The organism is Paenibacillus sp. YIM B09110, assembly GCF_037167145.1.
Classification (GTDB): domain Bacteria; phylum Bacillota; class Bacilli; order Paenibacillales; family Paenibacillaceae; genus Pristimantibacillus.
This window is the reverse complement of sequence record NZ_JBANSP010000004.1, coordinates 167,531-187,649: the sequence shown is the minus strand read 5'-3', so window position 1 is coordinate 187,649 and position 20,119 is coordinate 167,531. Positions and strand designations below refer to the sequence as shown.

The 20,119-nt window shown below is 51.2% G+C and carries 17 protein-coding genes and 1 tRNA gene; 17 read left to right on the top strand and 1 reads right to left on the bottom strand.

Going from position 1 to position 20,119, the window contains the following annotated elements; translation table 11 throughout:
* Positions 1–4 precede the first annotated feature (4 nt).
* Positions 5–81: transfer RNA gene (locus tag V8F51_RS07580), tRNA-Arg, on the bottom strand.
* Positions 82–331: 250 nt separating this feature from the next.
* On the opposite strand from V8F51_RS07580, the gene V8F51_RS07575 reads away from it, so the two are divergent.
* From V8F51_RS07575 to hemB, 17 genes are all read left to right on the top strand, one after another.
* Entirely contained in the window at positions 332–1,225 is an 894-nt protein-coding gene (locus V8F51_RS07575; RefSeq protein ID WP_337099567.1) for a hypothetical protein, read from the top strand.
* An 88-nt stretch (positions 1,226–1,313) separates the two neighbouring features.
* Positions 1,314–2,603, top strand: a complete 1,290-nt coding sequence (gene tig, locus V8F51_RS07570) for a trigger factor (protein ID WP_337099566.1) — start codon at positions 1,314–1,316, stop codon at positions 2,601–2,603.
* 234 nt (positions 2,604–2,837) lie between these two features.
* Positions 2,838–3,425: an ATP-dependent Clp endopeptidase proteolytic subunit ClpP gene (clpP, locus tag V8F51_RS07565; RefSeq protein ID WP_337099565.1), complete on the top strand. Its 588-nt coding sequence runs from the start codon at positions 2,838–2,840 to the stop codon at positions 3,423–3,425.
* 24 nt (positions 3,426–3,449) lie between these two features.
* A complete protein-coding gene (gene clpX / locus V8F51_RS07560; protein ID WP_337099564.1) occupies positions 3,450–4,706 on the top strand; it encodes an ATP-dependent protease ATP-binding subunit ClpX in 1,257 nt (418 codons plus the stop codon).
* Between the two features lie 131 nt (positions 4,707–4,837).
* Positions 4,838–5,947 (top strand): flavodoxin-dependent (E)-4-hydroxy-3-methylbut-2-enyl-diphosphate synthase, encoded by a 1,110-nt coding sequence (gene ispG, locus V8F51_RS07555; protein ID WP_337099563.1) that lies wholly within the window; start codon positions 4,838–4,840, stop codon positions 5,945–5,947.
* Positions 5,948–6,339: 392 nt separating this feature from the next.
* Positions 6,340–8,043 carry an ATP-dependent protease LonB gene (gene lonB / locus V8F51_RS07550; RefSeq protein WP_337099562.1) on the top strand — a complete coding sequence of 568 codons (1,704 nt, stop codon included), beginning with the start codon at positions 6,340–6,342 and terminating at the stop codon, positions 8,041–8,043.
* 80 nt (positions 8,044–8,123) lie between these two features.
* On the top strand, positions 8,124–10,487 hold the full coding sequence (gene lon, locus V8F51_RS07545) for an endopeptidase La (protein ID WP_337099561.1): 2,364 nt from the start codon (positions 8,124–8,126) through the stop codon (positions 10,485–10,487).
* The gene (yihA, locus tag V8F51_RS07540) at positions 10,484–11,083 is read left to right on the top strand and encodes a ribosome biogenesis GTP-binding protein YihA/YsxC (RefSeq protein WP_337099560.1); all 600 of its coding nucleotides are present in this window, start codon (positions 10,484–10,486) and stop codon (positions 11,081–11,083) included. The genes lon and yihA overlap by 4 nt, the downstream gene beginning before the upstream one ends.
* Positions 11,084–11,319: 236 nt before the next feature.
* Complete coding sequence (locus V8F51_RS07535) at positions 11,320–11,910, top strand: non-ribosomal peptide synthetase module (RefSeq protein WP_337099559.1); 591 nt, start codon at positions 11,320–11,322, stop codon at positions 11,908–11,910.
* Positions 11,911–12,068: 158 nt separating this feature from the next.
* Complete coding sequence (locus V8F51_RS07530; protein WP_337099558.1) at positions 12,069–12,755, top strand: YjgB family protein; 687 nt, start codon at positions 12,069–12,071, stop codon at positions 12,753–12,755.
* Positions 12,756–13,028: 273 nt separating this feature from the next.
* Entirely contained in the window at positions 13,029–13,427 is a 399-nt protein-coding gene (gene speD / locus V8F51_RS07525) for an adenosylmethionine decarboxylase (RefSeq protein ID WP_337099557.1), read from the top strand.
* A gap of 196 nt (positions 13,428–13,623) precedes the next feature.
* Entirely contained in the window at positions 13,624–15,006 is a 1,383-nt protein-coding gene (gene hemA / locus V8F51_RS07520) for a glutamyl-tRNA reductase (RefSeq protein WP_337099556.1), read from the top strand.
* A gap of 45 nt (positions 15,007–15,051) precedes the next feature.
* The gene (locus tag V8F51_RS07515; RefSeq protein WP_337099555.1) at positions 15,052–15,864 is read left to right on the top strand and encodes a cytochrome C assembly family protein; all 813 of its coding nucleotides are present in this window, start codon (positions 15,052–15,054) and stop codon (positions 15,862–15,864) included.
* A 34-nt stretch (positions 15,865–15,898) separates the two neighbouring features.
* Entirely contained in the window at positions 15,899–16,597 is a 699-nt protein-coding gene (locus V8F51_RS07510) for a precorrin-2 dehydrogenase/sirohydrochlorin ferrochelatase family protein (RefSeq protein WP_337099554.1), read from the top strand.
* Positions 16,581–17,546: a hydroxymethylbilane synthase gene (gene hemC, locus V8F51_RS07505; protein WP_337099553.1), complete on the top strand. Its 966-nt coding sequence runs from the start codon at positions 16,581–16,583 to the stop codon at positions 17,544–17,546. Before V8F51_RS07510 ends, hemC begins: the two co-directional genes overlap by 17 nt.
* Before the next feature lie 3 nt (positions 17,547–17,549).
* Complete coding sequence (gene cobA / locus V8F51_RS07500) at positions 17,550–19,100, top strand: uroporphyrinogen-III C-methyltransferase (protein ID WP_337099552.1); 1,551 nt, start codon at positions 17,550–17,552, stop codon at positions 19,098–19,100.
* Positions 19,101–19,116: 16 nt separating this feature from the next.
* Positions 19,117–20,115, top strand: a complete 999-nt coding sequence (hemB, locus tag V8F51_RS07495; RefSeq protein ID WP_337099551.1) for a porphobilinogen synthase — start codon at positions 19,117–19,119, stop codon at positions 20,113–20,115.
* Positions 20,116–20,119 lie beyond the last annotated feature (4 nt).

The following is a 20,119-nucleotide window of genomic DNA, read 5'->3' as shown; positions in this document are numbered from 1 at the left end:
ATAATGGCGTCCCAGAAGAGATTCGAACTCCCGACCGACGCCTTAGAAGGGCGTTGCTCTATCCAGCTGAGCTACTGGGACACGAGTAATAATATAACATGAAGGTTTTTAGTATTGCAAGTCATTTTTTTGGTTTTGTCAAAAAAATAGTTGGTTGCACCTGCCGAACGGTCTTCTAGCAGCTTTTGTTTTTTTCTTTCCTCAGACCGTGGTATAATCTTACGCAAGCTGGCGAGAAGCATGAGATGGCGTATACGAAGGCGGTGTTAGCATTACAACTCCCATTGACCCACAAGGCGACAACAAGGATAACGTATATTTGTTCCCTAGCATGCTGGATCATTATCAAATTCATCTTACCCGAATGCTGGAATCGGAGCAGTATGGGGAGGCCAAGGAGCTATTGCGTTTCCTGCTGCAATGCCAAGGGGAGGACGAACGCCACTATGAGGAGTGGAACAGTCTTCTCACATGGCTCGATATGGCTTTTCCTGAAGGAGGAGGCGGAGACGACGGTACAGGTTATGTGCTTGCGATTCCCGAGAAGGAGCCGAGCGAGGATACTATTCGCGCGGAGCTGCTGAACCCGCCTGAGCAGGATGAGACATACATTAATCAAGTGATGTACATTATGCAGAATCATCCTATGATTGATCAGCAGATGCTTGCGCTTGAACGAGCGGCATACATACAAAGTGAACAGGTGGACGCAACGATTGTGAACTGGCTCGTAACGAAGCAAGTTCATCCAGTCGTTCAATTCAAAGCGCTGCAATGCTTGCGAAAGCGCGGTGCTCAAGGCTCTTTGACAATTGAAAGGCTCGATGAGCAAGTCGAGCTTGAGCTCGACGAAACGCCGCTCTCTTTGGACGACTTTCCGAGTCAGATCAACCAAATTTTGGAGCGGGCTGAACAGGTGGCCGAAGTCGATGATCCGACGCTGCCTCATTTTGCCAAAGAGCTTTGGAAGGAAAGTCTGCAGTTTTTGTATGGGACGGCGGCTTACAAATGGATGCTTAGAGAAGATGAAGGAACCGTCGATTGCTTTGCTGCGGCGCTTCATCTTACGCTATTGCTGACCGTATACGGATCGGCGAACGACGATGATATACGCGATACATACGGCATTACCGAATCGTTAAGATTTCAATATGAGCAAGCTTGCAGAGCGCTTAGGCAGGTTGCGGTATTGCAGCCGTCAGAGCCGGATGAACCTCAGCCTTGAAAAGCTCGTCCATCTTGTTTATAATGGAATGGTTTATGGAACGTGAAAATAAGCGAAGTACGTGCAATTTTGGAGGGGAAGGCATAAAATGAAAGCAACTTGGGAAAAAATAGACAAGAACATCGTGTCTATCGATGTTGAGGTTGAAGCGGAGCAAGTCGCAACAGCGCTGGATCAAGCGTTTAAGAAAGTCGTAAGTAAAGTGAATGTACCTGGATTCCGTAAAGGCAAAGTACCTCGCGGTATCTTTGAATCCCGCTTTGGCGTGGAGAGCCTGTACCAGGATGCAATCGACATCCTGCTTCCTGACGCTTACACAGCAGCAGTGAACGAGAACAATCTTCAGCCGGTTGACCGTCCGGAGATCGATGTTGAGCAATTCGCCAAAGGCCAATCGTTCAAATTCAAAGCGAAAGTAATCGTTAAGCCAGAAGTAACGCTTGGCGAATACAAAGGCCTTGAAGTTGAAGCAGCAGCGGCTGAAGTAACAGAAGAAGAGGTTGCGGCTGAGCTTGAGCGTCTGCAACAACGCCACGCTGAATTGTCGGTTGTAGAAGAAGGCGCTACTCAGAACGGTGACATCACAGTTATCGACTTTGATGGTTCCGTTGACGGCGTTCCATTCGAAGGCGGCAAAGCAGAGCGTTATTCCCTTGAGCTTGGATCGAACTCGTTCATCCCTGGCTTCGAGGATCAAGTAGTTGGCATGCAGCTCGGCGATTTCAAGGACGTTACTGTAACGTTCCCTGAAGACTACCACGCTGAGAACCTTGCAGGCAAAGCAGCGGTATTCGCTGTTAAACTGCACGAGATCAAGCGCAAGTCGCTTCCAGCTTTGGATGATGAGTTCGCGAAGGACGTTAGCGAGTTCGACACGCTTGACGAGTACAAAGCAGACTTGTCAAGCAAGCTGAAAGAGCGCAAAGAGAAAGAAGCTGAGCAAGCCCGCGAAGTTGCTGTCGTTGACAAAGCTACCGCGGCTGCTGAAGTTGAAATCCCTGAAGCGATGATCGTAACCGAGACGGACTACATGATCAAAGACTTCGAGAACCGTCTTCAAATGCAAGGAATGAACATGGATCTGTACTTCCAGTTCTCTGGCCAGAACGAATCCGTGCTTCGCGAGCAAATGCGTTCCGACGCTGAGAAACGCGTTCGCAACAACCTGGTGCTTGACGCAATCGCGAAAGCTGAAGGCTTCTCCGTAAGCGAAGAAGATCTGACAGCTGAGCTTGAGACGTTGTCCAAATCGTACAACCGCCCTGCAGAAGAGCTGCGCGACATCTTCACTCGCAACGGCAACATTGCGAACCTGCAAGAGGACGTATTGCTTCGCAAAACGATCAAGTTCTTGCTTGATAACAGCAAAACGGTTTAATACGCATAATCAAAATCAATCTACAACAACATAAGCAACATTTCAAAATAAGGCGCGTAATATACGTGCCTTATTTTGACCCTACATATGAAAATGTGCTTGACTCGGAGGCTAATCTCCGTACATATCGAACGGCCGCCATCGTATACTGTATTATTGGAAAAATGACATCACTACGATGACGTGTTACAATAAGGAAGTACTTAAAGCCATAAACGAAAAGAGGTTGGTCGCATGAATCTGGTACCTGTCGTAGTCGAACAAACAAACCGCGGGGAGCGTTCTTACGATATTTACTCCCGCTTGCTGAAGGACCGCATCATTTTCCTTGGGAGCGCAATTGATGATGACGTTGCAAACTCCGTTATTGCACAACTGCTGTTCCTGGCGGCCGACGATCCGGAGAAAGACATCCATCTGTACATTAACTCTCCTGGCGGATCTGTAACCGCTGGTATGGGTATTTTCGATACGATGCAATATATTAAGCCTGAAGTGTCCACGATCTGCATGGGCATGGCAGCAAGTATGGGTTCGCTGCTCCTAACTGCGGGAGCGAAGGGCAAGCGCTTCGCGCTTCCGAATGCGGAAGTCATGATTCACCAGCCGCTTGGCGGCGTTCGTGGTCAAGCGTCCGATATTAAGATTCACGCGGACTGGATTTTGAAGACGAAGCAGAAGCTTAACAATATTTACGTTGAACGTACGGGTCAACCATATGACAAGATCGATCGCGATACCGACCGCGACAACTTTATGAGCGCGGAAGACGCACTCGCTTACGGTCTGATCGACAAAGTCATTACTTCGCCTGTAGTGTAACGATTTAATTGAAGGGGTGATTCCATGTTCAAATTCAACGACGAAAAAGGCCAGTTGAAATGTTCTTTCTGCGGCAAGTCGCAGGATCAAGTGCGCAAGCTGGTAGCCGGTCCCGGCGTATATATATGTGATGAGTGCATCGAGCTATGCACGGAAATCGTAGAAGAAGAGCTCGGTAACGAAGAAGAGCTTGATCTGAAGGATATTCCGAAGCCGAAGGACATTCGCGCTATTCTTGATTCGTATGTTATTGGTCAAGAGTTTGCTAAGAAATCGTTGTCCGTTGCGGTTTACAACCATTACAAGCGGATCAACTCCGGCAGCAAGATCGAGGATGTCGAGCTTCAGAAGAGTAATATTTTGCTTCTAGGCCCTACAGGTTCGGGTAAGACGCTATTGGCTCAAACAATGGCGAAAATTCTGAATGTTCCGTTCGCGATTGCGGACGCGACTTCGCTTACGGAAGCTGGTTATGTAGGCGAGGACGTAGAGAACATTTTGCTCAAGCTTATTCAAGCCGCCGACTATGATGTTGAGAAAGCGGAACGCGGTATTATTTATATCGACGAAATTGATAAAGTAGCCCGCAAATCGGAGAATCCGTCCATTACGCGCGACGTATCCGGTGAAGGCGTACAGCAAGCATTGCTGAAGATTCTAGAAGGTACGGTTGCATCCGTTCCGCCGCAAGGTGGACGCAAGCATCCGCATCAAGAGTTCATTCAGATCGATACGACGAACATTTTGTTCATTTGCGGCGGCGCGTTCGACGGCCTGGAGCAATTGATCAAACGCCGTATCGGCAAGAAGGTTATCGGCTTCAACTCCACTGGCGAATTAACGAAGGACTTGAAACCGGGCGAATACCTATCGATGGTATTGCCTGAAGACTTGCTCAAATTCGGGCTAATCCCTGAGTTTGTAGGACGTCTGCCGGTTATCTCTACTTTGGAGCCGCTTGATGAGCCGGCACTCGTTCGGATTCTGTCCGAACCGAAGAACGCGCTCGTGAAGCAGTACCAGAAGCTGCTTGAGATGGACAATGTGAAGCTCGACTTCGAGCCGGCTGCGCTTGATGCGATCGCCAAGGAAGCGATTAAGCGTAATACCGGCGCGCGGGGCCTGCGTGCGATCATCGAAGGCATTATGCTGGAAGTGATGTATGAGGTTCCTTCCCGTGACGACGTGCAGAACTGCCTGATTACGGAGCAATCCGTACAGGAAAAGATGATGCCTGAGTTGACGGCGAAGAAGGGCAAGAAAAAGGAAGAGAGCGCGTAAGCTACCTTTTCAAATAACAAACGTATGATATAGAGCGAGATTACCGTCATTGTTTCCACCTTGCTAGCTGCGGCTTTTTTCGCCATAAGCTTGCGGGGTGGACTTTGACGTTCATGGGAGAGATTGGTAATATGTACAAACGTCAAGATACGGTAGCGGTGAAGGTCGGCGATCTGACGATCGGCGGCAGCAATGAAGTCATCATTCAAAGCATGTGTACGACGAAGACCGCCGATGTGGAAGCGACTGTAGCTGAAATACTGCGTCTCGAGGAGGCTGGCTGCCAGGTTGTCCGGGTAACCGTCAATAACAAGGAAGCGGCGGATGCGATTAAAGAAATTAAGAAACGCATTCATATTCCGCTAGTTGCTGACATTCACTTCGATTACCGCTTGGCGCTTGCGGCGATCGAGAACGGCGTCGACAAGGTGCGTATTAACCCAGGCAATATCGGCCGCCGCGAGAAGGTTGAGGCGGTTGTTAAAGCGTGCAAGGAGAAGGGCATTCCGATCCGGATCGGCGTCAACGCAGGCTCGCTTGAGAACCATCTGTTAGAGAAGTATGGTTATCCAACGCCGGAAGCGATGGTCGAAAGCGCTTTGTTCCATATCGGCATTCTCGAAGAGCTCGATTTCCATGATATTATCGTGTCGCTTAAGGCGTCCGACGTACCGATGGCAATAGCGGCTTATTCGATGGCAGCTGAGAAGATCAAATATCCGCTGCATCTTGGTATTACAGAGGCTGGCACATTGCACACGGGTACGATCAAGAGCTCGGCAGGCATCGGCGCATTGCTGGCGCTCGGCATCGGCAATACAGTGCGGATCAGCCTAAGCGCAGATCCGGTTGAAGAAGTTAAAGTCGCTCGCGAGCTGCTCAAGACTTTCGGCTTGATTACGAACGCAGCAACACTAGTCTCTTGTCCGACCTGCGGCCGTCTTGATATCGACTTATTCTCAATCGCGAACGAGGTCGAGGACTATATATCGAAGATCAAGGTGCCGATCAAAGTATCGGTGCTCGGCTGCGCGGTTAACGGTCCGGGCGAAGCTCGCGAAGCTGACATTGGCATCGCCGGCGCTCGCGGCGAAGGGATGCTGTTCCGTTACGGGGAAATGATTCGTAAAGTACCGGAAGCAGAGCTGTTGAACGAGCTCAAGAAGGAAATTGACGAAATCGTCCGTGTATACGAAGCGACCGGCGAGATCCCGGGGCGCAAACATCATACGCACGCTTAAATGTTATTGGGCCTATGCCGACTCTATTCGTCGGGGAGGCCCTTTATTTATGAGGTCAGCCAGAATGCTCTGGCTGGCCTTTTTTTATTCGGCGTCAAATGATGGCAATGCCGCCACGCACCTACTTCGAAAGCACGCTGTAAGCACACATATGCTCTTAGATGCGAATAATTTCCATAATAGGTGGTAAATTAAGGATCGCAGCTACGACAAACGCAAAAGGTGGGAGCGGGTTGGAGCGAATTAGTCTGAATCAGTTAGGATCGATGCGGCAGGGTAGAAATACTTGAGCCGAAGTTTTACCAAATGCGATTATTCCTATTGCCAAGAGGCAATACTGACATAATACGGATGCCTTCGAGAAACAGGCGGTATGAGAGGAGCGGAAATAAATGAGTTTAAGTGTCGTGTTAATGTTGATTCAAGTGTTTTTTGCCGTCGTTATCGGCTTGTATTTTTGGAATTTGCTGCGTAATCAGAAGACGAACCGCTCTGCGGTCGATCGGGAATCGCGCAAGGAAATGGATAAGCTGCGCAAGCTGCGGTCAGTTTCGCTTACGAAGCCGCTCGCGGAGAAGACGCGCCCGCAGGCCATGCAGGACATTGTCGGTCAGCGCGATGGGCTAAGGGCGCTTAAGGCTGCATTATGCAGCGCGAACCCGCAGCATGTAATTATCTATGGACCGCCTGGAGTCGGTAAGACGGCTGCCGCGCGTGTCGTATTGGAAGAAGCGAAGAAAAATCCAAGCTCGCCATTCCTTCCGGAGGCGAAGTTCACCGAGATCGATGCGACGACAGCGCGCTTCGACGAGCGGGGTATTGCCGATCCGCTGATCGGGTCTGTTCATGATCCGATCTACCAAGGCGCTGGAGCGATGGGTGTGGCGGGTATACCGCAGCCGAAACCCGGCGCGGTTACGAAAGCCCATGGCGGCATTCTGTTCATTGACGAAATCGGAGAATTGCATCCGATTCAAATGAATAAACTGTTAAAGGTGCTGGAAGACCGCAAAGTATTTCTCGAGAGCGCCTATTACAATTCTGAGGATGCGAATATTCCTGTTTATATTCATGATATATTCCAGAACGGGCTGCCGGCAGACTTCCGTCTCGTAGGCGCAACAACGCGTTCGCCTCAGGAAATCCCGCCTGCTATTCGCTCGCGCTGCATGGAGGTATTCTTCCGACCGCTGCTGGCAGATGAAATTGCGCAAGTCGCTGAGAACGCAGTGAAGAAGATCGGCTTCGCGCCATGCCCGGAAGCGATCGAGGTCGTGAAGCGTTATGCGACAAACGGCCGCGAAGCGGTCAATGTTATTCAGCTGGCAGCAGGAGTAGCTTTATCCGAGAAGCGGGATAGTATTTCGGCCGGTGATATCGAATGGGTTGTAAATAGCAGCCAAATTCCGCCGAGACCGGACCGCAAGGTGCCTGCGGCGCCGCAGGTTGGTTTCGTGAACGGGCTTGCCGTATACGGACCGAATATGGGCACGCTGCTTGAGATCGAGGTTAGCGCTATTCCGGCAGCGGCAGGACGCGGTCAATTCACGATAACGGGTGTCGTGGAGGAAGAAGAGTTAGGAGGCGGCTCCAGGACGCTTCGCCGTAAGAGCATGGCGAAGGGTTCTGTCGAGAATGTACTGACTGTATTGCGCCGTATCGGGCTTAATCCGCAAGACTTCGACCTGCATATCAACTTCCCTGGCGGAACGCCGATTGACGGCCCGTCAGCAGGTATTGCAATGGCTACGGCGATCACGTCTGCTATCAAAGGCTTGCCGATCGACAATAAGTTGGCGATGACCGGAGAGGTCGGCATACACGGCAACGTGAAGCCGGTAGGCGGCGTGCTGGCGAAGGTAGAGGCTGCTTTCCAAGCAGGCGCTGAGAAGGTTATTATTCCGCGTGAGAACTGGCAGGCGATCTTCGCTGATTTGAACGGGCTGAAGGTGATACCTGTTGAACGCGTCGAAGAAGTATTTGGCATTGTTTTCCCTGAGTCGACTATTGTGGAGAAGACTGTGGATGCGCCGATCGGCACAGAGTTGTTCATCGCATCGGGGGTTCCTTATTTGCAAGCTGAATCAGCTGAATAATAAGGAATTCGCCGGCATTTAGATTTTGTACTTTGCGATGTGGTAATATAGGGTAGACGTATACAATTGGAGGTGCTGGAATGGGACCTAATAAATCGAAAGGTCGTCGTCGGCTGCCCCTGCTTCCGTTACGGGGGCTACTCGTTTATCCCAGCATGGTTCTCCACCTTGATGTGGGCAGGGACAAATCGGTTCGGGCGCTAGAGAGGGCAATGGTCGAGGAGAATATGATCTTGCTCTGCTCACAATCCGAAGTGAACATTGAGGAGCCGACGGAGGAAGATATATATAAGGTCGGTACGATCGCAAAAGTAAGGCAAATGATGAAGCTGCCGAACGGAACGATCCGAGTGCTGGTTGAAGGCGTTGTTCGCGCGGAGATACAGGAATATGTGCCGAACGATGAATTTTACGAAGTAGCGGTGAAAGAGCTGCCTGAGCAGGAAACGGACGATCCTGAGGTCGACGCGCTTATGCGCACGGTGCTTAGCCAGTTCGAGCATTATATCTCGTTGTCGAAGAAGGTAACGCCGGAGACGCATGCTGCCGTGTCCGACATTGACGAACCAGGCAGGCTCGCTGACGTTATCACGAGCCACCTCTCTCTGAAGATTAAGGATAAGCAAGATATCCTAGAGACGATCGGCGCTCGCGAGCGGCTGGAGAAGCTGCTCGACATCTTGAACAACGAGCGCGAGGTGCTGGAGCTGGAGCGCAAGATCAACCAGCGCGTCAAGAAGCAGATGGAGAAGACGCAGAAGGAATATTATTTGCGCGAGCAGATGAAAGCGATCCAGAAGGAGCTTGGCGAGAAGGAAGGCCGCGCCGGCGAGATCGAGGATTTGCGCAGTCAGCTTGCCGAATCCGGCGTGCCCGAGTCTGTGAAGGAGAAGATCGAGAAGGAAATCGATCGGCTCGAGAAGATGCCTGCCTCGTCCGCCGAAGGCGGCGTTATCCGCAATTATATCGATTGGCTGTTATCGTTGCCTTGGGATAAGCAGACAGATGATGATCTCAGCATTAGCAAAGCTGAGGAAGTGCTGAACGACGATCATTACGGTCTCGAGAAGCCGAAGGAGCGCGTGCTGGAGTACTTAGCCGTCCAGCAGCTTGTGAAGAAGCTCAAAGGACCAATCCTTTGTCTAGTAGGACCTCCGGGTGTCGGCAAGACATCGCTTGCCAGGTCGATAGCGAAGTCGCTCGGACGCAAGTTCGTACGTATCTCGCTCGGCGGCGTACGCGACGAGGCTGAGATTCGCGGCCACAGACGGACTTATGTCGGCGCGATGCCGGGACGTATTATTCAAGGGATGAAGACAGCCGGTTCGCTTAATCCGGTATTCCTGCTTGATGAAATCGACAAGATGGCGATGGACTTCCGCGGAGATCCTGCTTCTGCCTTGCTTGAGGTGCTTGATCCTGAGCAGAACAGCAACTTCAGCGACCATTTCATCGAAGTGCCGTTCGATCTTTCTAACGTCATGTTCGTTACGACCGCGAATGCGATGCACAACATTCCGCGTCCATTGCTTGATCGGATGGAGGTACTCTACATTCCGGGCTATACGGAGCTTGAGAAGCTGCAGATCGGTACGCGGTATTTGCTGCCGAAGCAGAAGAAGGAGCACGGTCTTACGGAGGAGCAGCTTGTCGTATCCGAAGATACGCTGCTGCAGCTGATACGTGGATATACCCGTGAATCCGGCGTGCGTAACCTAGAGCAGCAGATTGCGTCGATATGCCGCAAAGCAGCGAAGTTCTTCGTCTCGAATGAGGAAGCGGAGACGCTGGAGGTAACAATCGATAAGCTTAAGGAATGGCTTGGACCATCCAAGTTCCGTTACGGCTTAGCGGAAAGCGAGAATCAGATTGGCGCCGTTACAGGCCTAGCTTGGACGGAGGTCGGCGGCGATACGCTCGTCATCGAGGTGACCGTTATGCCGGGCAGCGGCAAGCTGACATTGACGGGCAAGCTTGGGGACGTTATGAAGGAGTCCGCCCAAGCGGCGTTCAGCTACACGAGGTCGAAGGCGATCGAGCTTGGCATCGATCCAGGCTTCCATGAGAAAAACGATATTCATATTCATATTCCGGAGGGTGCTATTCCTAAGGATGGTCCTTCGGCAGGCATTACGATCGCAACAGCGCTGATCTCCGCGTTAACGAATCGTTATGTGAACAAGGAAGTGGCGATGACGGGCGAGATTACGCTACGCGGCCGCGTGCTTCCGATTGGCGGATTGAAAGAAAAATCGTTGGCAGCGCATCGCGCGGGCATTAAGACCGTGCTGATGCCAAAAGACAATGAACGGGATTTGCGGGATATTCCCGACAGCGTGCGCAATGATCTGCAATTTATTCCTGTCGCTCATATGGATGAGGTTCTGCAGCATGCGCTGCTTCCGGTTCTAACGGAACAGAAAGCAGGTACAACAATTTCATGAAGATTATGGATGCTCAATTTATTATTAGCGCGGTTCAGCCTCACCAGTACCCGGAGGACGCCTTGCCAGAGATTGCTCTGGCAGGGCGTTCCAATGTCGGGAAATCGTCACTCATCAATAAGCTGATTATGCGCAAAAACTTGGCTAGAACGAGCTCGCAGCCGGGCAAGACGCAGCAGCTCAATTATTATCGTGTAAATTGCGAGAATGATGCTACAGTCTTCTTCGTCGATTATCCGGGTTACGGCTATGCCAAGGTGTCCAAAACACAGCGCGAGAAGTTCGGCACGATGATCGAAACCTATATTAGAGATCGCAAGGAGCTTAAGCTGCAGCTGCTCGTCATCGATATTCGCCATGAGCCGTCCAAGGACGATCAGCTCATGTACGATTGGCTTAAGCATTATGAAATTCCTACATGCATCGTCTGCACGAAAGCGGACAAGATTCCAAGGTCGAAGTGGGACAAGCATGTTAAGATGGTCAAAACAACGCTTGGCGTCGACCCGCGAGATTCTATCATCTTATTCTCGTCGGAAACAGGGCTTGGCCGCGAGCAGCTCTGGGACGTTATTATGGAGACGATTGCTACTTAAGGTAGCAAGTGCAGCAACTTCCACTCTAAAGCAGAGGATATAGGGAGAAATGCGGCATTCCTCGTGAATTCCTGCGTTATTTTCAGTTATATGCAAGAATATCGCGTGCGGACGGCAGGAATATATTGATGGGATCACGTATAATATACTTAATCTAACGAACCGACGTGAACGATGAATCGCGCGGAGAGACGCGTCGATCGATTCGGGCAAGTCAAAGAATTGAGGAGATTTTTATGGCTAAGCGGCTAGCCACAGAGTATGTAAATGCCAAACTGCAGTTAACGGCCACGGAGATGGCGGGATTCATTCGATTGTTCGAAGAGCAGCAAATACACCTTCAGGTGCTTGTGCTGGATGGCGGCAATCAGGAGCTCGTTCTCGAAGACGTAGCAGGGAGGGAAGAGGTCAGGTTGACGTTTGAGCGTCGACAAGACTATTACGTATGTGTTCTTTCTTGCCGACTTGTAGGACCAAGGCTGACAAATGCAATGCGCAAAGCGGTCTCCGCTTTCCGAGGCAACGCGATCGTCAACCGGATTTATAGTCATTATACGATGATCTATCATTATAGGAATGGTTCCGTCATGAGCATTGTGGAACAAACCGCTGCAGGCGAGCGGGTCGTATTTGAATGTAAGGATACGGCTTTGCAGCTTGAGAACGTATACCGCAGCCGCTTAATCGAGCGAGAGATTGGATTGATTAACGGCGCAGTCAACGAACTTCTTGACCTTCGCAATCAAGCGACGGCAGCCGAGGAGATCGGCAGAATTGACGAGCGCTTGGCGGATATGACCAAGAAGCTGTTTATTTTAGAAGCGTAATGTTTAATAAGGGATAAGCAGGAGGCCGCTTGCGCGGCCTCTTTTTTATATGCAACTTGTAACCTCATGACCGGTTTGATCGTCTAAGATTTGTCGCAAGTTTTTCAAACGATTTCGATTAGCATCACAGAGATTACACAAAAGGAGCTGGAACAGAAATGAATCCATCGAAAAATTTCAAAAAGTTTGCGGTCGGCATAACGTTTTCCGTGGCATTGGCGCTATCAGCTTGCAGCAATGCTAATAATGGGGAAAACGGCGAACAGCCGGACCCAATCGTAAGCGAAGCTCCGTCCGAGGCTGAGCAGACAAGCCCTAGCCAAGACGTTGATCCGAGCGCAGAGCCGTCAGAAACGCCGAATGGGACGGGCGAACAAAACGGCGGCAGCCATACTCCATCCGACGACGAGGAAGCAGCGGTAACAATCGGATCTCTCGTCCAACTGGCCAAGAAGGGCAAAGTTCCGAATTGCCAATACGCGGCACATACGGACCTCTTCGACGATATCGAGAAAAAGTGGGGGAAACCGGACAGCAACAATGCAGCGGGCAAGGGGCTTTATGCGGAGTATAAGGATAAAGGCATCACCTTCGGTTACAACAAAGGCATGGTGGTATTCGATGTCCGTTCCTATGCAAGCGAGCTGCGCACCATCGCTTTGAAAGATATAGAGAAGGCGCTTGGCAAAGCGGATGAACAAACAAAAAACGGTTCGGACGATATATACGCCTATGAAGTAAACAAGCAGTACCAGCTGAAATTCGTTGTATCAGAAAAGACCGGGAAGGTTGATCATATCTCGGTATTCAGCCCGCAGGACGCCAAAAATAATATGGCTGGCTAACAAGCGTTTCTGTTTCGCGACAAGCCTGACAGTCATACATTGAAAACGGGGCTGGCGACGATATTTTGGGCTAAAAAAACCTGTTGCATTTCTCCCAGATAGATGTTATTTTTAGATTCGTTGAAAACATTGTTGCAATTGAATAATAGGAACCAGGATTCACTCAGGACATGGTTATGTTGCGAGAGATTAATCCCTCGAGAAGTGAATGACGTAGGTCCTAGCGGATGAAATTTTTCAAACATTTTATTCCTAGGAAGGGGGAACCGAAGGATGGAATATTCAACTTTCGGAAGACACGTTGCTGTTGATACTTGGGGTGTAGATTTTGAACTGCTGAACAGCGCTGAATTTTTGCAAAACCACATGGTGGAGGCTGCCGAAGCTTGTGGTGCTACTGTGCTATCGGTGCAAGCGAAACAATTCGATCCTCAAGGCGCAACCGTACTTGTAATGCTGTCGGAGAGTCATCTCTCGATTCATACGTATCCTGAGAGAGGATTTGCCGCACTGGACTGCTATACCTGCGGTGATACTGTAGATCCACAACTTGCGATTGATTACATGCTCGCTGTTCTTAAGCCGAAGTCGACTTATGCGAAGAAGCTTGTACGCGGAATGGGCGAATTGCAAGTCGTAGAACAAAAAATGAAACAAATCGAGCTTGTCTAAGAGCTTTAGGCCGATTGGCATATCGAAATAACCATGGATCTAATCCATGGTTATTTCTTTGTATGAAAAGGGAATAATGGATAGGAGTTTTTCAAACATTATTCATAAATGAACATTTTCTGAAAGTCGAACTATGTTATAATTAGCGATAACATCAAGGTTATGACGGACAAGAGAAGGAGGCAGGTGATCGCGCATGCACATTATCGCAGTAGGACTCAATTATCGGACGGCTCCAGTTGAAGTGAGAGAAAGATTCGCATTCGCGGAACGGGAATTGCCGGGTGCGCTTAAGCAGCTCATTCAAACGAAGAGCATCATGGAGTGTGTCATTGTAGCAACCTGCAATCGTACGGAAATGTATGCAGTCGTTGACAGGCATCATCTATGCGGTCATTATATTCGCAGCTTTATGGAGAAGTGGTTCAATCTGCCGAGACAGCAGTTCACGAACCATTTATATATGTATGAAGATGACAAAGCGATTGAGCATTTATTACGACTAACGAGCGGGCTTGATTCGATGATCATTGGAGAAACGCAAATCTTGGGTCAGGTGAGAGACGCGTTTCTGCAGGCGCAGCAGCTCAAAACGACGGGAACGCTGTTCAATCATCTGTTCAAACAAGCGCTAACGATGGCGAAGCGGGCGCATACCGAGACGACGATAGGCGAATCGGCTGTATCCGTCAGCTACGCAGCAGTAGAGCTTGGCAAGCGGATATTTGGACAATTCAACAAAAAGACGGTTATGGTGCTAGGTGCGGGCGAGACAGGCGAGCTGACGGCGAAGCATCTGTACGCGAACGGCGCTGAGCGAGTCATTGTGGTGAATCGGACTTATGAAAGGGCTGTGCAGCTGGCGGACAAGTTCAATGGCGTAGCTTACTCGATGGAGGAAGCGGCGCAGCGGCTGCATGAAGCGGATATCGTCATCAGCTCCACCGGAGCTGAGAACTATGTCCTCACCAGGGGGCAGGTTGCTGAAGCGATGAAGCGCAGAAAGTCGAAGCCGCTTTTCATGATCGATATTGCTGTTCCGCGGGATCTTGAGCCGTCGATTGCGGCGGTAGACAACGTCTTTTTATATGATATTGACGATTTGGAGGGCATTGTGGAGAGTAATTTGGAGCAGCGCCGCCAGGAAGCAGCCAAGATCGAAACGATGATCGTCGAAGAAATGGGACTGTTCGAGCAATGGTACAAGACGCTGGGCGTTGTGCCGCTCATTCGTGCTCTTCAGACGAAGGCCGCCGATATTCACGAAGAAACGATGAACAGCTTGACGAATAAGCTGCCGGATCTCGATGAGCATCAGTTGAAGGTGATCCGCAAGCTGACGAAAAGCATCGTCAATCAGATGATGCAGGATCCGATCCTGCGTATTAAGGAAATGGCAGGCGAGAAGAAAGCAGACGAAGCGATGGATATGTTCGTCAAGCTGTTCGCGCTTGAGGAACAAATGACAAAAACGCGGCAAACAGAGCTTCAAGCGGCATCGGGGCCTGTGACTGCAACACAAACCAAAAACATACAAGACCATGCACCTGCCGCGGCGCTGGCACCTGCTGTTCAGTAAAGGATGCCCGCGAAATTTAGTTAAGGGCCGCAATATGGAGGCGCTATGGTTACACAAAATGTACTGTACGACGCGATACTTTATGTTTACGCCCTGAGCCTTCTGTTTTACTTCTCCGACTTCATGAATGCGAGCCGGAAAGCGAAGCGGATAGGTACAGGGCTGCTTATTTTTGTTTGGGTTTTGCAGACTGCTTACGTCACGGTAAGAACCGTATCTCATTTTCAGCTGACGCCCGTATCTACTTTTGAATATTGGCTTTGGTTCTCATGGCTGCTCGTTACGGTGTCGCTAGTTATAAGCCGGTTTTTCAAAATCGACTTTATCGTCTTTTTCGTAAATGTGATCGGATTCGCCGTACTTGCTCTTAATCTGTACAGCAGTACGAATAACGGTCAGTCCTCTGAACTGTGGCAGACAACAAGAGAGCTGCTCTATGTTCATATTAGTCTCGTATTATGCGCTTATGCGGTATTTACCTTCGGGGCGCTGTTTGCCGGCATGTATTTGTTTCTGCACAATCGTCTGAAGAGCAAGCAATGGACCAAAGCGGTTCGCAGGCTGCCTAGCCTGGAAATGATGGAGCGATATATGGATCGCGCTGTGATTGTCGGTGTACCGCTGCTTGCGATGTCGCTTGCGATTGCAGCAGTTTCGTTAATTGTAGAAGGAAGATCCGCGCTGCTGCTGGACTTTAAGGTGCTGACGTCTGTTGCCACGCTAGTCTTGTTTATCATTTTCGTCTATCAACGGGCTGCGCAGAAGCGGCCGGGACCGCAGATGGCAATGCTTTATATTGCTTCATTCCTGATGTTGCTTATTAATTTGCTCTCTAATTACGTTTCTAGGTTTCATTAATAATCATTTCGGTCAATCCTATGGGGGATCAAGCATGAATGGCTATTACCCGGTCGTCCTCCAATTGCGCGGCCAAAAAATCGTCGTTATCGGCGGAGGCGGCGTTGCGGAGCGGAAGGTCATCGGCTTATTGGAAGCCGGTGCAGATGATGTAAGGATCGTCAGCCCGGAGGTTACGGAGCGGCTGGCCGGTCTTGCCGAGGAAGGCAAGTTGCGGATTGAGCTTAGAGGGTACAAAGAGAGCGATGCAAGCGGAGCGTGGCTCCTATTCGCGGCATCAGGCAATCGCGAAGTCAACGCAGCAGTTGTAGCGGATGGCAAACGTTGCGGTGCGCTGGTGAATGCTGCGGATTTACATGACGAAGGCGACTTTCTCGCTCCTTCTGTCATTCGACGGGGCGATCTGCTGCTGTCGGTGACGACAGCCGGCGCAAGCCCATCGCTAGCGGCAGCGATAAAGAAGGAGCTGGAAGCGCAATACGGGGAAAGTTACATAGAAGCAGTGGACCGTCTGCGCCGTTTGCGAACACTTGTCATGAACAGCGAGATAGATCGAGTAGCTAAACAGGCTATACTTAAGCTAGCGGCGTTAGAAGCGGCTGAGGCGGCGAAGAGCGATGCTTCAGCCGCAGATAGCGGGGAAAAAGTTGAAGGCAGCGACCATGAATGGCTGAACAGCCTGCTGCGTCGCATCGGAATAACGGGAGGCTTACATAATGAAGGAAACAGCTAATGCACATCGAGTGATCGTTGTAGGAACGAGACAGAGCGCGCTTGCGCTTACGCAGACAGGACAAGTGATCGATCAATTGCAGCAGCTAAGCGACGAGCAAGGCTTCTCTTATAAGTTTGAGGTAAAGAAGATCGTAACGAAGGGCGACCGGATTCTCGATGTTACGTTGTCCAAGGTAGGCGGCAAAGGGTTGTTCGTTAAGGAAATTGAGCAAGCGCTCATCGATGGCGATATCGACTTGGCGGTACACAGCATGAAGGACATGCCCTATGAATTGCCGGAAGGTTTAATGAACGGAGCCATTCCGCTGCGCGTCGATCCGAGAGACTGCTTGGTTATGAAGGACGGCCTGCATAGTCTGTCAGACTTGCCCGTTGGAGCGCGTGTCGGCACGAGCAGCTTGCGCCGTTCTTGCCAGCTCAAGAACGTTAGACCGGACCTGAAGCTGGAGTCGATCAGAGGTAATATCGATTCCCGTATCCGTAAGCTAGAGACGGAAGGTTTCGATGCGGTTGTGTTAGCGACGGCTGGGTTGACAAGAATGGGATGGCAGGATCGCATTTCGGCAGCCGTGCCGGTTGATGTCTGTATCCCTGCGGTAGGACAAGGGGCGCTCGGCATCGAATGCCGGAGCGATGATGCACAGATTAGAGAGCTGCTTGGGCTGCTGAACGATAGAGAAAGCGAGTTGGCCGTCCGCGCAGAGCGCAGCTTCCTTGGCGCGCTGAACGGCGGCTGCCAAGTGCCGATCGGCGCTTATGCCGTATTGTTGGATGACGCTGGAAGCGAGCCGCTATTGGAGCTGACCGGTATGGTTGGTTCGCCAGACGGAGAGACGTTGCTTAAGGAACAGTTGAGGGGGAAGAATCCCGAACAGCTTGGACGGGATGTGGCGGCAGCGCTTATCGCGCGCGGCGCTGATCGTATTTTGGCAGGAATTGGGGGATGACCGGTGAATAAGGGGAAAGTTTATTTGGTCGGAGCCGGTCCCGGCGATCCGAAGCTCATTACCGTTCGCGGGCGCGAATGTCTTGAGCTGTGCGATGTCGTCGTATATGATCGGCTTGCCAGCCCTCGGCTGCTGCGTCATGTGAAGCCGGGCACGGAGAAAATTTATGTAGGCAAGCTGCCTGACAGACACACGATGAAACAAGAGGAAATTAATCAATTGCTCGTCGATTTGGCGCTTCAAGGCAAGACCGTTACGCGCCTTAAGGGCGGCGACCCGACGATATTCGGCCGCGTGGGAGAAGAGGCCGAATTGCTGTACGATAACGGCGTCGAGTTCGAGATCGTGCCAGGCATTACGTCGGCGATTGCCGTACCAGCGTATGCGGGCATACCGGTAACGCATCGCGATCTTGCTTCGTCGCTGTCGATCGTAACGGGCCATGAGAGTCCGGACAAGCTCGACCGCTCGATTCATTGGGACAAAGTGACGAATGCGACAGGAACGCTTATCTTCCTGATGGGCGTTGCGAAGATCGGCTATATTGCCGATCAGCTGATCAAGCATGGCAAGTCGCCGCAAACGCCGGTTGCGCTTGTCCGCTGGGGGACGAGAGTGGAGCAGCAGACGATCGTCGGTACGCTCGAGACGATCGAAGCCATCGTCCGCGAGGCTAACTTCCAGCCGCCCGCGGTCATCGTTGTGGGCGAGGTTGTGCTGCAGCGGGAGAAGCTGAGATGGTATGAGAACAAGCCGTTGTTCGGCATGCGAATACTGGTTACCCGCGCGCGGGCGCAGGCAAGCGAGCTTGCCGATCAGATTGAGAGCTTAGGCGGCGAGCCTTGCGAGTTTCCGGTTATCGAGACGCAAGAGCCTTCGAATTCAGAAGCGATAGATAGGCTGAGAACGCATCTAGAGCAAGCGGAGAACTATAGCTGGGTCATGTTCACGAGCGTGAACGGCGTCGATTATTTCTTCCGCTGGCTGCAGCGGTTCGGCATCGATATTCGGCGGTTCCACGGTGCTCGTCTTGCAGCCGTCGGTCCGAAGACGGCCGAGGCGCTGCGTATGCGCGGCTTGACGTTCGAAGAGCTGCCTGTTCAATTCCATGCCGAGGGACTGCTGGAGCAGCTCGATCCGCACTTGAAAGCCGGCGAAAGAGTATTGCTGCCGCGTGGCGATCTGGCGCGCGAGGTGCTGCCAAGAGAGCTTCAGGCTAAGGGGCTTGAAGCAGTGGAGATTGATGTCTACGAGACCGTGCTGGCGGATACGCAGGACGAGCTGGCACTTACGTGGCTGCGCGATAAGCGGATTCATATGATTACGTTCACCAGCTCGTCTACGGTAACGAATCTGCTTGAATTGCTTAGACGCAGAGGCATTGAGGATCCGGCTGGGCATCTCGCTGGCATACCGATCGCCAGTATCGGTCCGATCACATCGAAGACTGTAATAGAAGCGGGACTTACCGTTACGGTAGAGCCTGAACATTCGACCATTGACAGCTTAATAGACGCTATTGCCGCCTATCGCGCGGCCAAAGCGAACGTGTAGAGGAGGAACTATTCAAATGAGCTTTCCTATAGTGAGAAATCGCAGATTGCGCCGAACAGCCGGCCTTCGCAGCCTGGTGCGCGAGACGGTACTAAGCGCTAATGACTTTATATATCCGCTTTTTGTAACGTATGGCGTGAACGTAAAGGAAGAGATTCCTTCGATGCCGGGCGTATACCATTTCTCGATGGATCGCCTTGAGGAAGAAATTCGCGACGTTGTCGCAAGCGGCGTTCAGTCGGTGCTTATGTTCGGCGTTCCTGAGCATAAGGATGCAGTCGGCACATCGGCTTACGACGCTAACGGCATTATGCAGCAAGCGATCCGTGCGATTAAGGGATGGGCGCCTGAGCTTGTCGTTATTGCCGATACATGCTTATGCGGGTTTACCGATCACGGCCATTGCGGCGTCGTTCATGTCGACGAGCATTCCTGTGAGGCTACCGTAGATAACGACGCGTCACTTGAGCTGCTTGTGCGTACGGCAATATCGCAAGCCGAAGCGGGAGCCGATATTATCGCGCCTTCGAATATGATGGACGGCTTCGTCCATGCGATTCGCGGCGGGCTTGATGAAGCGGGCTACAGCGAAATCCCGATTCTGTCTTACTCCGTGAAATACGCATCTGCGTTCTATGGTCCATTCCGTGACGCGGCGCATTCCGCGCCGCAATTCGGAGACCGCAAGACGTATCAGATGGACCCGGCTAACGTACGCGAAGCGCTGCGCGAAGCGGAATCGGATGTGGCAGAAGGCGCGGATATGCTAATGGTGAAGCCGGCACTGGCTTACTTGGATGTCGTGCGCTTGCTGAAAGAAAACTATGATTTGCCGGTTGTCGCATATAACGTAAGTGCTGAGTATTCGATGGTAAAGGCAGCAGCCGCGAACGGCTGGATTAACGAAAAGGCGATTGTGCTGGAGACGCTCACGGGTATGAAGCGCGCAGGCGCTGATATTATCATTACCTACCATGCGAAAGACGCTGCGCGCTGGCTGAAAGGGGAGGCTTAACAAG